The following is a 13920-nucleotide window of genomic DNA, read 5'->3' as shown; positions in this document are numbered from 1 at the left end:
GCGCCGGGCCCAGGCTCGACGCGGGAGCCGGAACTGATCCAGCCCGCACGATACAGCAAAGCCATTACCGCCAACGGTCCATCCGCCAGAAAATCTCGCCAGTAGTAACGCGAGCGCGTTGCCATCCCGCGCGTCAGTGCGCTCCGCTTACGACCAGGACCGGACCCGGCGCCCGGCCCCGTGGCCGAACCGCCCCGCGGATCGTCTCAGCGTCGGTGGCATACGCCAGGGATGCCGGTCACCGGGTTCGAGGACCGTCGCCACCCGCCCCATCCGCAACGTCAGCGCGACACCGCCGGTACGCTCCAGCGTCGACCGGTCAAGCCTCAGCCACCGCGGCTCGCACGTCTTTGGCAGCCCCCGCTCGCTGACGACGATATCCGCTGCGCGACACGCGGCGACGAGGTCGGCGATCGGCACGCGATACATGCTGCGCGTCGCCAGCACGCGCCAGCGCCGTCCGCCTGCGACGACATCCATCATGCACAGGTCGCGGCTGCACCGGGCGTCGGGCTGATCCGCCAGCAGCAACGGCTCGCCGTCGACCCCGCCATTTTCCGCCAGCGTGTCGCGCATATACGCCCCCGCCCGGTCGCGCAGCAGCGCCAGCCCCGCCGCCGTCCGCACTGCGACGTGCCGCCCGTCGCCGGTCACCAGGATATCGGGCGGCGGCGTCGTCAGCGCCCAGATCGCGCCGATCGCGAGCGGGATCGCACCCAGCCGGCGCCAGCGCGTCCGCCAGACCGCGATCCACAGCCCGCCGGTCACCATCGCCGCGAACGCCGCGTCGGGCATCGCGGGCAGCGATCGGACCGCGCCGGGTGCCGCGGCGACCCGGCGTGCCAGCCAGAGCAGCGCGTCGAGCGGCAGCTGAACGAGCGGCCAGACGATCCCGCCAGCCCCGACCCCGTCGAGCAGGAGCGCCAGCGCCTCAAGCGGCATGATCACGAACGTCGTCAGCGGGATCGCGACGATGTTGGCGAACGCGCCGTAAACGCCCGCCTTGTGGAAGTGATAGACGGCGATCGGCATCAGCGCGATCTCGACGACCAGCCCGGTCAACAGCAGCGATCCGAGCCCGCGGCCGACCCGCGCCAGACGCCGCTCTTCGTGTGCACCGAAAAAGTCCCGAATCGCAGGATGTTCGTGAAGCGCGATGATCGCCGTGATCGCGGCGAACGACAACTGGAAGCTCGGCCCCGCGGCGGAGTCCGGGCGCACCAGCATCACACACATCGCCCCCGCCGCGACCAGCCGCAACGTCATCGCCTCGCGCCCCATCGCCAGCGCCGCGAGCACGAGCAGCGCGGCGACGCAGGATCGGATCGTCGGCACCTGGCTGCCCGTCAGCAACGTATAGCCGATCGCCGCGGCGGCCCCCGCCATCGCCGCGATCAGCGGCAGCCGGACGTGGCGCGCCAGCCAGGGAAACAACGCGAGCAGCCGCATCACCACCAGCATCGTCGCCGCGACCGCCGCGGTGATGTGCAGTCCGCTGACCGACAGGAGATGCGCCAACCCGGCGCGGCGCATCGCCTGCGAATCCGCGTCGCTGATCGCCCCGACATCGCCCGTCGCCAGCGCCGCGGCGATCCCCCCCGCACTCCCCGTCAGCCGCGATTCGATATGCTGCGACAGCGTCACGCGTATCCCCGCCCCGCGACCGCTCGGCACGATCACCCGGACCGGCGCGAATCCCCTGCCCGTCGCGCCGATCTCCGCGAACCACGCGACGCGGGCAAAGTCGTAGGCGCCCGGAACGGCCGGCAACGCGGGCGGCATCAGCCGCGCGCGCAGACCGATGATCGCACCACGCCCGAGCGGCGTCGGCACGTCATGCTCGGCGAGGTTGACGCGGATCCGGTAGGGCAATGCCACCGGCCGCCCTTGGCCATCCGCGCCCGCGCCGTCGGGCAGCAGCGTCAGACGGACGAGTTCGCGGTCGACCAGCGGCTCGATCGATTCGACCCGCGCCCGGAACGTGGCGAAGGTCGGGCCGCCAAGCACGGGTCGCGCGACGCTGTCCGACCTCAGCCAGGTCAGCCCGAGGCCAAGCCCCGCGGCCAGCGCCCCGATCGCGAGCGCGCGCGCCGCGCGCCCGCCATGCCCGATCGCCAGTCCCGCCAGCGACACCGCCGCCAGCATCAGCAACGCAACGCGCCACGCCGCCGGACCGGGCAGCGCGAACCACAATGCGATCCCGCCCCCCGTCATCACCGGCAGCCACAAGGCGAGCTGATCGCGCTCCGCCTCCAGCCAGCGCTCGACCGCAATGCCTGCCGCCACCGCCCATTGCGGCACGCCCATTTGTCGCCGCCACGGACGCATGCTAGGGGCGGCGACGGCTGTCATGGCCATCGTTTCTCCATCGTTTCTACAGTCTGGGAGCACCCGCGGTTGGGCGCAATATCTGATACGGATGCCGTCGGTTCGGCCGCACCCGTGGTTACCCGTTTCGCTCCGTCGCCGACGGGGTTCCTGCATCTTGGCGGCGCGCGCACCGCGCTGTTCAACTGGCTGTTCGCAAAGGCGAATGGCGGCAAGTTCCTGCTCCGGATCGAGGATACCGACCGGGTCCGCTCGACCCAGCCGGCAATCGACGCCATTCTGGACGGAATGCGCTGGCTCGGGCTCGACTGGGACGGCGACGCGATCATGCAGTTCGCTCGCGCCGACCGTCACGCGCAGGTCGCGCACCAGATGGTCGAGGCGGGGCACGCCTATCGCTGCTACATGACCAACGACGAGATCGCGGCGATGCGCGCCGAGGCACAGGCAGCCAAGAAGCCGCTCCGCATCCGCAGCCCGTGGCGCGATCGCCCGGCGAGCGAGGCGCACGATCTGCCGCATGTCGTCCGCCTGCGCGCACCGCAGGAAGGCGCGGTCACGATCGAGGACCGGGTTCAGGGCGCGGTCACCGTCCGCAACGAGGAGATCGACGACCTCGTCCTGCTCCGCTCCGACGGGACGCCGACCTACATGCTCGCGGTCGTGGTCGACGATCATGATATGGGCGTGACGCACGTGATCCGCGGCGACGATCACCTTAACAACGCGTTCCGCCAATTGCCGATCTACCGCGCGATGGACGCGATCGAGGGCGGCTGGCCCGATCCGATCTACGCGCACATCCCGCTGATTCATGGGTCCGACGGCGCCAAGCTGTCGAAGCGCCACGGCGCGGTCGGGATCGAGGCGTATCGCGACGAGATGGGCATCCTTCCCGAGGCGTTCGACAATTACCTGCTTCGGCTCGGCTGGGGACATGGCGACGCGGAGATCATCAGCCGCGATCAGGCCGTCGCATGGTTTGACCTCGGCGGCGTCGGCAAGTCACCGTCGCGCTTCGATCTCAAGAAGCTCGAAAACCTCAACGGTCATTATATCCGCGAGGCCGACGACGCACGGCTCGCGCAGCTCGCGGCGGATCGTCTCGGCCACGACCTGCCGACCGGCGGACTGGACCTCCTCACGCGTGCAATGCCCGTCCTGAAGCCGCGTGCCGCCAACCTGAACGAACTGGCCGAGGGGTCGAATTTCCTCTTCAGCCAGCGTCCATTGGCGATGGACGACGCCGCAGCGAGCCTTTTGCAAGGTGAGGCGAGTGCGATTTTGGGGAACGCCCATGCTGAACTTGACGCGCTCGACCAGTGGGATACGGAGGCCCTCGAAGGCGCGGTACGGCGCGTGGCCGAAGCGCGGGGCCTCAAGCTTGGCCAGGTCGCGCAACCACTCCGCGCCGCGCTGACGGGACGCAAGACGTCACCGGGAATATTCGACGTGCTCGACCTGCTCGGGCGCGACGAGAGCCTCGGTCGGATCGCCGACCGGATGGCAAGCTGATAAGATTTCGAGGAAGGATACAAGCATGAGCGAGACCGCAAACCTCAAGGTCGATGGCAAGGAATTCGATTACCCGGTCATGTCGGGTACCGTCGGCCCCGACGTCATCGATATCCGCAAGCTGTACGCACAGACGGACAATTTTACCTATGATCCGGGTTTCACCTCGACGGCATCGTGCCAGTCGAAGCTGACCTATATCGACGGTGATGCGGGCACTCTGCTGCACCGCGGCTACACGATCGGCGAGCTCGCCGAGCAGTCGAACTTCATGGAAGTCGCTTATCTGCTGCTCAACGGCGAGCTGCCGAGCGAGGACGAGCTCGCGACCTTCTCGAACACGATCACGCGCCACACGATGGTGCACGAGCAGCTCGCGCAGTTCTTCCGCGGCTTCCGTCGCGACGCGCATCCGATGGCGATCCTGTGCGGCGTCGTCGGCGCGCTCTCGGCCTTCTATCACGACTCGACCGACATCCATGATCCGGCCCAGCGCGTCATCGCGTCGCACCGCCTGATCGCCAAGATGCCGACGATCGCCGCGATGGCGTACAAGTACAGCGTCGGCCAGCCGTTCGTCTATCCGGACAACACGCTGAGCTACACGGGCAACTTCCTGAAGATGACGTTCGGCGTCCCCGCCGAGAAGTATGTCGTGAACCCGATCGTCGAAAAGGCGATGGACCGCATCTTCATTCTCCACGCCGATCACGAGCAGAACGCGTCGACCTCGACCGTCCGTCTCGCCGGGTCGTCGGGCGCCAACCCGTTCGCGTGCATCGCTGCGGGCATCGCCTGCCTGTGGGGCCCCGCGCATGGCGGCGCGAACGAAGCCGCGCTCAACATGCTGCACGAGATCGGCACGGTCGACCGGATCCCCGAGTTCATCGCGCGTGCGAAGGACAAGAACGATCCGTTCCGCCTGATGGGCTTCGGTCACCGCGTCTACAAGAACTACGATCCGCGCGCGGCCGTCATGCAGACGACCGTCAAGGAAGTGCTCGGCGAGCTGGGTGTGACCGATCCGGTGTTCGACGTCGCGATCGAGCTCGAGCGTCTCGCGCTCAACGATCCGTACTTCATCGAGAAGAAGCTGTTCCCGAACGTCGATTTCTATTCGGGCGTGATCCTGTCGGCGATCGGTTTCCCGACGTCGATGTTCACCGTTCTCTTCGCGCTCGCCCGCACCGTCGGCTGGGTCGCGCAGTGGAACGAGATGATCACCGATCCCGACCAGAAGATCGGCCGTCCGCGTCAGCTGTACAGCGGCCCGACGCAGCGTGACTACACGCCGATGGCATCGCGTTGATGCGCGTCCCTGCCTCGAAGATCGGGTGCTGAGATGAAGTTCAGGCCGATCCTGATTGTCATCGGCGTGGTCTGCACGCTGATGGGGTTCCTCTGGATCGGCCAGGGCCTTGGCTACGTCCATTGGCCGCAGTCGAGCTTCATGCTCGACCAGCGGCCATGGGCGGACCGCGGCGCCGCGCTCGCCGTCTTAGGGCTGGTGCTGATCCTGGTCGCGCGCCGCCTGCGTCGGTAACGTCAACACGAAGCGCGCGCCCTCACCGGCCGCGCTGTCGATCGTCAGGTCGCCGCGCATCGCACGCGCAAGGCGCCGCGCGATATAGAGCCCCAGCCCGTTGCCGCCGGGCTCCGACGGATCGACCCGCTCGAATTTCTCGAAGATGCGCGTTTGGTCGGCAAGCGCGACGCCCTTGCCCTCGTCCGCGACCGTCACCGTGGCGCGGTCACCCTCGGTGGTCGCGGTCACGACGACCGTGCCCCCCTTTGGCGAATACCGGACCGCGTTGCCGATCAGGTTCACCAGGATCTGCAGCACGCGGCGGAAGTCACCCTGCGCGGCGATGCTCGCGTCGAACGCCGGCCGCGCGACGCCGACATCCGCGTTCGCCGCCCTGACCGACAGCAAACCCGCTGCCCGACGTGCGATGTCGGCGACGTCGATCGGCTCCGGCAGCAGCGTGAAATCGGGTCGTTCCACGGCCTGCAGATCGACCAGATCGTCGACGAGCGCGAGCAGATGGCGCCCGGCATTGGCGATATCCGATGCATAATCCGCATAATCATGACGTACCGGGCCATCGGCCTGAGCATGGATGCTGTCCGCATTCGCGACGATCCGCGCCAGCGGCTTTCTGAGCGCGCGGTCGAGCCCCGCGGTGAAGGTCGGTGACAGCTGATCCGACTCCGGTCTGGCCTCGACCACCCCGCGCTCGCCGCCCGCGGTGAGATCGGTAACGACCTGAACGCCCCCCACATAGCCGGCAAAGGCGCCGTGCGCGTCATGGCGCGTCTCGGCGGATAGACGGACCCGCAGCCCTGTCCCCTGAAACCGCGCGGGCAGCATCGAGAGCGCGCGCCGCTGCGACAGCGCATCGAGGATCGCCGCGGCCTCGTTCTGGTCCGCATCAAGCGCGACCATCGCCGAGATCGGCTGGCCCAGCAGCGCGAGCGGATCGAACCCGTATTTCGTCCCCGCGTCGAGCGAGACGAACGTCAGGTGCAGGCTCGCATCGGTCTCCCAACGCAGATCCGCCCCGGTCGCCTGAAAGTCGAGGACTGCACGGCGTGGCGAGGCGGGCGCCCGGGACGGCGGAACCTCGCGCCAGCCACTGACGGCCAGGCGGATATGGTCGCCATCGGGCTGCGCGCGGACCCACAGGTCGATATCGACATCGTCGTCGGCGATGACCGTCCCGCGCGAGACGATGATGCCGAGCCTTTGCGACAGTTTCGTGATCGCAGCGAGCTGCGGCACCGCGAGCGGCGCGCCGATCATGCCGCCCGCGCGCGTGTTCAACGCCACCAGTACCGGGTCCGCCGACAGCAGCACGCCGTCGCGCGCGACCGCGGCCTGCGCCACGGCCGGATCGTCGGCCGGGTGATGAAACGAAGCGTGCGTCGTCATTACCGGTCAGAACGCGTGAGCGCGCGCAATGCAACCCGGAAATCGCGGTGGAGCGAGAGCGGTGCGATCGCAGCCCGCGCATCCGCCTCGGTGACCGCCATGATGCCGTCCAGCGCCTCGGCGAAGCTCTCGATATCGCGCCGTGGATCCGCCTCGGACAGCGCAAGCCCGATCCGCGCGATCGTCTCGCGGTCGAGGTTGTTCGCGCGCAAGGCAAGCCAGAGCTGGTCGCCCTCGGGATCGACGACGATCGCCCGCGCCTGATCGAAATCCATGCCCGTGGCCGATGCCAGCACCGCGATGAACAGCGCGAGCCGACGGTCGCCCAGTGCCTCGACGAGCAACGCGGGCAGTTCGTCGGGTCGCGCGTCGATCGCAAGTGCGAGCCGCGCGGCGACCGCCTCGAGCCGCTCGCCTTCGTCGTGCGCCGCCAGGCAGCGCAGCGCGGCATCGGTGATCGCCCGATCGCTCTGCACCACGCCCCCGGTCGCGGACGGTACGCCCGCATCCTTCATCAGATCCTGAAGGCCCTCGCGGATCGCCGCCGCAACCCACCAGACGAGCCGGTGATGCAGTTCGGCGGGGAGTTCGCTCCGCGAGCCCGCCCCCGTCTCGTTGGCGGTACGCCGCCGGCTGTCCGCCACCAGCAGCGCGGTCGCGGCGGTCGCGACGATCGTATCCGGCACCGCGGCCAGCCGGACGAGCAGGCTGGCGGCATCGGGCCCGGAAATCGCGCTCGGGAGCGCCTGCGCGATCAGGTCGTGACGAACCCGCGCGATCAGTTCGCCCATCAGATCCCGGTCGCGCAACAGTCCGGCGCGCGTGAGCCGCAGCATCGCGCCGCCCTGCGTCAGCATCGCCTCCGCGCGCGCGGTCTCTCCCGCGGCGACGAGCAGTCGCGCCGCATGCCGTCGGATATCGGTCTCGATTCCCCCGACAACGCCGCGCAGCCACTGCGCGATCAGCGCACGCGCGCGGTCATCCAGCCGTGCCGGGGTATCGAGGAAAAAGTCGGCGATGGCGCCGTCGAGCCGATCCTCGCCACGCGACCGCGCGCGCTCGGCACGCGCGATGGCATGCAGGCGGGACAAAGCGGCATCACGCATCGGGTCAGGACCGACCGACATTTCGCCGGAACTAGCGGCTTGTCGTTAAAACGAGACTAAGGTTGAAGACGAAGTCGTTCGATTGCCGCGGCAAGTGTCACCGTTGCATAGGCCGCCGCGGCGGCGAGGCCGGCCAGCGGAAACCCGACGAGTTCGAACAGCGTCACGACCAGCAGATACGCCGGTGCACTACCCCACCACAGCCGTCGCTCGCGTTCGACGATCGCGCGTTCGCCCAGCGTGGCGATCGCGACGAGCGCGGTCGCGACCGCCAGCATGGTGTTATCGCCGCTGTACCCGGTCGTGAAATAGGCGAACACCAGCACCGCCAGCGCGCAGACGATGCCGATGCCGCGCGTCTGGACGACGGCGACGGCTTCGTCGTCGCGTAGACCGCTCAGCACCGCCCCCATCGCCAGCCCGATCCCCGCCACGCTCGCGAGCACGAGGCCCGTCGTCAGCCAGCCGAACCCCATCGCGACCAGCCCGACCAGCGCGACGCCCACCGCGCCGCCGCCGACCGCGGTACCCGCGACGTTCCGGTCGACCAGCATCGGCAGCGCGAGGCGCGCGATCGGCGCCAGTACATAGCGGTCGAACCAGCCGCTGCGTCCCGAGACGATCGTCGCGAGCACCGCGCGCCCGCGTTCCTCGAGCGTGCGTGCCTCGCGTTCGATCCCGTGGCCGCTGCGAATCGCGTCGGTCGGCAACAGGATCTGCACCGCGCGCGCCTGCACCGCCATCCGAAGCAGCGTCGATTGCAGGTCGTAATCCTGCGGCAGCCCCGCCACTTCGGCGATCCGCGCAGGGTCGAGCCGCGCAACACCCGCCCAGGCCATCTGCCCGCCGACACGTTCGAACCCGGGCCCTGCATCGTCCTCGGGCACGACGAGCAGCGCATCGCCGCCCTCGTTGGCGATCGCGGCCACGATGCTTTCGGTCGTCACGAGCCCGTCGCCGAGCATCAGCACGCGCGCGAGCGGATGAAGCTTTTCCATCGCCTCGCTCGCGGACCGGACCGTGTCGACGGTGATGCCACGGCGGTTGATGCGGTTGATCGCCCCGAGCAGTTCGGGAGTCAGCCGCGCGACGACGACGATCATCTGCCGTACGCCCGCGGCGATCAGCAGTCTGGCCTGATACTCGATCAGCGTCACGCCGCTGAACGGCAGGGTGGCGGCAAGACGATCGGGACGATCGTCGGCGTCATGAATAGCAAAGAGAAGCCCGGCAAGCATCTGCGGCTGTTAGGCTCCATAGCGCGAGATGCAAAGCCCGCGCAGCATGCCGATAGGACCGTTCGTCCCGGCGGGCCTGCCAAACGCCCGGCCTGATGCAGATCAATTCCGCATTATTGCGCGCGCGGATGCGATCGGGCTCGCTAGAGACGCGCTACCTCGTGATCGATCCGGCGCATCACCTCGGTATCGTGCGGCGTGCTGTCGATCGCCGCCGTCGCCGCCGCCATCAACCGCACCGCACCAAAGCTTGCCGCAAGCCCCTTCATGCGCCGTGCGGCGAGCGTCCACGCTTCGATGTCGGTCGACATCCTCATCTGCGTCAGCGCCGCCTCGACGCTGGCGATGAACGCGAGCCGCAGCTCCGCGATCAGCAGCGGTTCGTCGCCCACCGCGGCCGCGAGCGCCGCATCGATTGCTCCGGGATCATACGCCATGAGCCGACCCCTAGATGCGATAGGCTTAAGAGGAGGTTGCGCTATTCGCTTTGTCGATCGCGAAATCATGGTAAAACCCAGATCATGAACGGGGGTTCTTCCATCATCGGCCTACGTGCGGAGCCCGCACCGGACCCGTTTCGTGCGGACGTCCCACCACCGCCTTTGAAGGGACCCGCGTCCGTGTTTACCGAAGACTATAACGACCCGACCGACGACGCATGGGACCAGGGCCGCACGCTCGCGCTCGTCGCGGGTGGCGTCGTCGCGGTCTGGCTCGGCAGCATGGCATGGATCGTTCGTGGCGCCATCGGCAGCATCGATCCGGTCACGCTCGTGCAGTTGATCGCGGCGCTATGCGTCGTCCCCGCGCTCGTCGGCATCATCTGGCTGCTCGCGATGCGCACCAGCCGGAGCGAGACGCTACGCTTCGGGGTGACCGCGCGCGCGATGCAGGACGAGGCGGCGCGTCTCGAGCGTACGGTTGCCGCGATTGCGGGAACGATCGATCGCAACCGCGCCGATCTCGCCGATCAGGTCGATACGCTGATGACGATGGGCGACACCGCGCATCAATTCCTCGGCGCGATCGGTGCCGGGTTCGCGACCGAGATCGAACGCGCCGACGCGCACACCCGCAGCCTGGTCGCGGCCGCAGATGCGACGCAGACCTCGCTCGGCGTCCTGCTGGCCTCGCTGCCGCGTGCGCAGGCGGAGACCGAAACGATGGCGGACAATCTCCGCCAGATCGGCCTGTCGGCGAACACGCATGCCGCCGCGCTCGACGCGCAGATCGTCGCGCTCGCCGAGCGCGGGCGCGAGGCGGATGCGATGGCGAGCGGTGCCGCACAGCGCCTCGCTGCGCATATCGTCCGCATGGAGGCGACCAGCGAGACCGCAGGCGCACGGCTCGAGGATGTCACCGATTCGATGTCCACCGCGGTCGATGCGCTGCTCGGCCGAACCGCCGACGCGGTCGACGAGGCGCGCAAGGGGATCGCCGCGCAGGGCGACGCGATGCTGGCGATGGTCCGCACCAACCACGCCGCGCTCGACACCGCGACGCGCGAGAGCGCGGAGGCGCTCGCCGACCAGGTCGCCAGCGTCGAGGATGCGATCGGCCGCGTCGCGCAACGGCTCGACCAGCAGCGCGCATCGGGCGATGCGATCGTCGACACGCTCAATTCCGGGCTCGGCGGCGTCGAGACGCGGATCGAGACGCTGCACCGCCAGGGGCTCGAGCGGACGCAGTTGCTCGCCGCGTCGATCAGCGCGCTTGGTGGCTCTGCCGATGCGATGACCGAGGCGCTCAAGTCGGGCGAGGCGATGGCCAACCGGACGATCGGCACGACCGAATCGCTGCTGATCGCGCTCGACGCGGCCGCGCGCGAGATCGACGAGACGCTGCCCGACGCACTCAGCCGTCTCGATGCGCGCGTGGGGCAAAGCAAGGCGATCGTCGTCGCGGCAAAACCCGAATTGCTCGCGCTCGTCACCGCGGCCGAGAGCACGCACGACGCGATCGATGCGATTGCCGGCGTCATCGCCGAACAGCGCCACGTCCTCGACCGGCTTTCGCACACGCTGATCGAAACGCTCGCCTCGGGTCGCGCAAAGGCCGATGCGCTCGGTCAGATGGTCGACGAGACGATCGGCCGCACGAACAGCTTTGCCGAAGACGCCGCTCCGCGCCTTGTCGAGGCGCTGCTGCGTGTCCGCGAGACCGCCAGTGCTGCTGCCGACAATGCACGCGAGACGCTGGCCAAGGTCATTCCCGACGCCGCCGCCGCGCTCGAGGCTGCCAGCAGCACCGCGATGCGCCGGGTGACGAGCGATACCGTCGACCGCCAGATCCAGGCGATCGCCGAATCAGCGGACGCCGCGGTCGATGCCGCGACGCGGGCCACCGAGCGGCTCGCGCGACAGGTACAGGTGGTCGCCGACCAGACCGCGATCGTCGAGACGCGGATCGAGGATGCGCGCAACGAACGCGAGACCGCCGACCGCGACACGTTCGCGCGCCGCGTTTCGCTGCTGATCGAATCGCTGAACTCCGCCTCGATCGACATCACCAAGACCTTCGCGCCCGAAGTCTCGGACAGCGCATGGGCGGCGTATCTCAAGGGGGACCGCGGCGTCTTTACGCGCCGCGCGGTCCGGATCCTCGACGCGGGCGAGGTCCGGGCGATCGCCGGGCTGTACGACGACGATGCGGGCTTCCGCGAGATGGTGAACCGCTACATCCACGACTTCGAGTCGATGCTGCGCTCGATCCTCGCGCAGCGCGATGGCTCGCCGCTGGGCGTCACGCTGCTGTCGTCGGATATGGGAAAGCTCTACGTCGCGCTCGCACAGGCGATCGAGCGGCTGCGCTGACGTCGCGGGGCGTCGTTGGCGTTTAGCGGCGGACCATGTCGCGGGTGTCGAAGAAGTCGACCATCTGCGGCGTGACCCAGCCATAGTGGTAGTTGAGCTGGAAGAGCACGAACAGCGCGGTCGCGACGATCGTCACGCGCCACGCGACGCGGCCTGCGCTGAATTCGTGCGGCGCGCTTTCGGACTGGCCGGGGACATGATCGCCCCCGGCCTCGCGCGTCGTCCGCACGCCGAACGGCAGGACCAGGAACACCGAAAACGCCCAGAACAGGACGTAGATCGCAAGTGCCGAGGTCCAGCGCACGGGCTCAGCCCTCGATCAGCAGGACGTCGACGATCGGCTTCTTGCCCGTCCAGCGCGTCGAGACCTTGCGCACGGCGAGCCGGACCTGCTCGCGCAGCTTGTCGATGTCGCGCTTGCCGCCCCGCACCGCATCCGCGGTCGCCTTGACCGCATCCGCGACGAACGCCGCACGATCCTCCTCGACCGGCACGCCCTGAACGCGAACCTGTGGCTGGCCGAGCATCCGCCCGTCCTTGCCGATCGCGACCGCAACCGAGATCTGGCCGTTGATCGCAAGCTTGCGACGCTCGTTCAGCGTCGTGCCGTCGGCGGGCAGGATGACGTCGCCGTCGAGCACGAGGCGCCCCACGGTGGCGTTACCGATCTTGACCGGGCCCTTTGGCGCCAGCCGCACGATGTCGCCGTTGCTCTGCACCAGCGCGCGCGGAATGCCCTGTTCGAGCCCGAAGCGCGCATGCTCCATCATGTGGCGCATCTCGCCATGCGTCGGCACCAGTACGTCAGGCCGCAGCCAGTCGTACATCTGCGCAAGCTCGGGCTGACCCGGATGCCCCGAAACATGGACATGCGCCTGACGCTCGGTGATCATCCGGATGCCCTTGGCCGCCAACGTGTTCTGGATGCGGCCGATCTGCACCTCGTTGCCCGGGATCTGCTTCGACGAGAAGATCACCGTATCGTCGGGGTCGAGCGTAATCGTGTGGCTGCCATTGGCGACCCGTGCGAGCGCCGCGCGCTCCTCGCCCTGCCCGCCGGTCGCGATGATCAGCACCTTGTTCTTGGGCAGCCGCATCGCGGTCTCGGGATCGATCGTCTCGGGGAAGTCCTTCAGATACCCCGTCGCGCGCGCGACCTTGATGATCCGGTCGAGCGAGCGCCCGGTGACGCACAGCTTGCGCCCGGTTTCCTTGGCGACCTCGCCGAACGTGTGCAGACGCGCCGCGTTCGATGCGAAGCTGGTGATCATCACGCGGCCCTTGGCCTTGCTGACCTCCTCGAACAGACCCTTGCGGACCGTGCTCTCGCTGCCCGACGCGGTGGTGTTGAAGATGTTGGTCGAGTCGCAGACGAGGACGTCGACGCCCTTGTCGCCGATCGCCATGAACCCCTCGGGCGTGGTCGGGTTGCCGATCACCGGGTTCTTGTCGAGCTTCCAGTCGCCGGTGTGGAACACGCGCCCATAGGGCGTGTCGATCAGCAGCGCGTTCGCTTCCGGAATCGAATGCGACATCTCGACGAAGGTGAAGCCGAACGGCCCGAGCTGGAAGCTGCCCCCCATCGGGATCATCTTGAGCTTCACGCGGTTGGCGATGCCCTCTTCCTCGAGCTTGCCACGGACCAGCCCCATCGTGAACGGCGTCGCATAGATCGGCACACCGAGGTCCTCGGCGAGATACGGCAGCGAGCCGATATGATCCTCATGCCCGTGCGTGATGACGATCCCGAGCAGGTCGTCGATCCGGTCCTCGATGAAGGACAGGTCTGGCAGGATCACGTCGACGCCCGGATATTGCGGGTCGGCGAACGTGATGCCCAGATCGACCATCACCCATTTGCCCTGGCAACCATAAAGGTTGACGTTCATGCCGATCTCGCCGGAGCCACCCAGGCCACAGAAAAGAAGTTCGTTCTTCGGAGTCATTGATTACTTTCGGTATTACATGGAAGTGCGGCCCGCAGGCCG

At 68.2% G+C, this 13920-nt stretch carries 11 protein-coding genes; 4 read left to right on the top strand and 7 right to left on the bottom strand.

Annotation, left to right across the window (positions count from 1 at the left end):
* Positions 1-147 precede the first annotated feature (147 nt).
* Positions 148-2358, bottom strand: coding sequence for a ComEC/Rec2 family competence protein (locus ASE72_RS12360; RefSeq protein WP_443024765.1), 2211 nt, complete (start codon positions 2356-2358; stop codon positions 148-150).
* A 39-nt stretch (positions 2359-2397) separates the two neighbouring features.
* On the opposite strand from ASE72_RS12360, the gene gltX reads away from it, so the two are divergent.
* From gltX to ASE72_RS12345, 3 genes are read left to right on the top strand one after another with little or no spacing between them, the layout of a single operon-like run.
* Positions 2398-3843 (top strand): glutamate--tRNA ligase, encoded by a 1446-nt coding sequence (gene gltX, locus ASE72_RS12355; RefSeq protein ID WP_056021448.1) that lies wholly within the window; start codon positions 2398-2400, stop codon positions 3841-3843.
* Between the two features lie 25 nt (positions 3844-3868).
* Positions 3869-5152 (top strand): citrate synthase, encoded by a 1284-nt coding sequence (locus ASE72_RS12350; RefSeq protein ID WP_056021445.1) that lies wholly within the window; start codon positions 3869-3871, stop codon positions 5150-5152.
* 33 nt (positions 5153-5185) lie between these two features.
* Positions 5186-5386, top strand: coding sequence for a hypothetical protein (locus tag ASE72_RS12345; RefSeq protein WP_056021442.1), 201 nt, complete (start codon positions 5186-5188; stop codon positions 5384-5386).
* Here ASE72_RS12345 and ASE72_RS12340 read toward each other — a convergent pair.
* The 4 genes from ASE72_RS12340 to ASE72_RS12325 form a co-directional block, all read right to left on the bottom strand.
* The gene (locus ASE72_RS12340) at positions 5342-6775 is read right to left on the bottom strand and encodes a sensor histidine kinase (protein ID WP_056021437.1); all 1434 of its coding nucleotides are present in this window, start codon (positions 6773-6775) and stop codon (positions 5342-5344) included. The two genes, ASE72_RS12345 and ASE72_RS12340, sit on opposite strands and share 45 nt — an antisense overlap.
* Positions 6775-7866, bottom strand: a complete 1092-nt coding sequence (locus ASE72_RS12335; protein ID WP_235532336.1) for a DUF2336 domain-containing protein — start codon at positions 7864-7866, stop codon at positions 6775-6777. The genes ASE72_RS12340 and ASE72_RS12335 overlap by 1 nt, the downstream gene beginning before the upstream one ends.
* Positions 7867-7937: 71 nt before the next feature.
* Positions 7938-9119 (bottom strand): hypothetical protein, encoded by a 1182-nt coding sequence (locus ASE72_RS12330; RefSeq protein ID WP_056021431.1) that lies wholly within the window; start codon positions 9117-9119, stop codon positions 7938-7940.
* Positions 9120-9262: 143 nt separating this feature from the next.
* Entirely contained in the window at positions 9263-9556 is a 294-nt protein-coding gene (locus ASE72_RS12325; protein WP_056021428.1) for a hypothetical protein, read from the bottom strand.
* A gap of 183 nt (positions 9557-9739) precedes the next feature.
* Here ASE72_RS12325 and ASE72_RS12320 point away from each other — a divergent pair, with 183 nt between their 5' ends.
* The gene (locus tag ASE72_RS12320; protein ID WP_327196476.1) at positions 9740-11932 is read left to right on the top strand and encodes a hypothetical protein; all 2193 of its coding nucleotides are present in this window, start codon (positions 9740-9742) and stop codon (positions 11930-11932) included.
* Positions 11933-11954: 22 nt separating this feature from the next.
* On the opposite strand, the gene ASE72_RS12315 is transcribed toward ASE72_RS12320, so the two are convergent.
* Both ASE72_RS12315 and ASE72_RS12310 read right to left on the bottom strand, forming a co-directional pair.
* The gene (locus ASE72_RS12315; RefSeq protein ID WP_056021424.1) at positions 11955-12236 is read right to left on the bottom strand and encodes a DUF1467 family protein; all 282 of its coding nucleotides are present in this window, start codon (positions 12234-12236) and stop codon (positions 11955-11957) included.
* A gap of 4 nt (positions 12237-12240) precedes the next feature.
* The gene (locus tag ASE72_RS12310) at positions 12241-13878 is read right to left on the bottom strand and encodes a ribonuclease J (RefSeq protein WP_056021420.1); all 1638 of its coding nucleotides are present in this window, start codon (positions 13876-13878) and stop codon (positions 12241-12243) included.
* Positions 13879-13920: the final 42 nt, after the last annotated feature.

Source organism: Sphingomonas sp. Leaf20 (assembly GCF_001421535.1).
GTDB lineage: Bacteria > Pseudomonadota > Alphaproteobacteria > Sphingomonadales > Sphingomonadaceae > Sphingomonas.
This window is presented reverse-complemented; position numbering and strand designations above follow the sequence as displayed.

What these genes read in the sequence shown, in the direction of transcription:
- ASE72_RS12360 (WP_443024765.1), bottom strand. Translation starts at nt 2,358, where the DNA reads ATGGCCATGACAGCCGTCGCCGCCCCTAGCATGCGTCCGTGGCGGCGA.
- ASE72_RS12350 (WP_056021445.1), top strand. Translation starts at nt 3,869, where the DNA reads ATGAGCGAGACCGCAAACCTCAAGGTCGATGGCAAGGAATTCGATTAC.
- ASE72_RS12345 (WP_056021442.1), top strand. Translation starts at nt 5,186, where the DNA reads ATGAAGTTCAGGCCGATCCTGATTGTCATCGGCGTGGTCTGCACGCTG.
- ASE72_RS12340 (WP_056021437.1), bottom strand. Translation starts at nt 6,775, where the DNA reads ATGACGACGCACGCTTCGTTTCATCACCCGGCCGACGATCCGGCCGTG.
- ASE72_RS12330 (WP_056021431.1), bottom strand. Translation starts at nt 9,119, where the DNA reads ATGCTTGCCGGGCTTCTCTTTGCTATTCATGACGCCGACGATCGTCCC.
- ASE72_RS12325 (WP_056021428.1), bottom strand. Translation starts at nt 9,556, where the DNA reads ATGGCGTATGATCCCGGAGCAATCGATGCGGCGCTCGCGGCCGCGGTG.
- ASE72_RS12310 (WP_056021420.1), bottom strand. Translation starts at nt 13,878, where the DNA reads ATGACTCCGAAGAACGAACTTCTTTTCTGTGGCCTGGGTGGCTCCGGC.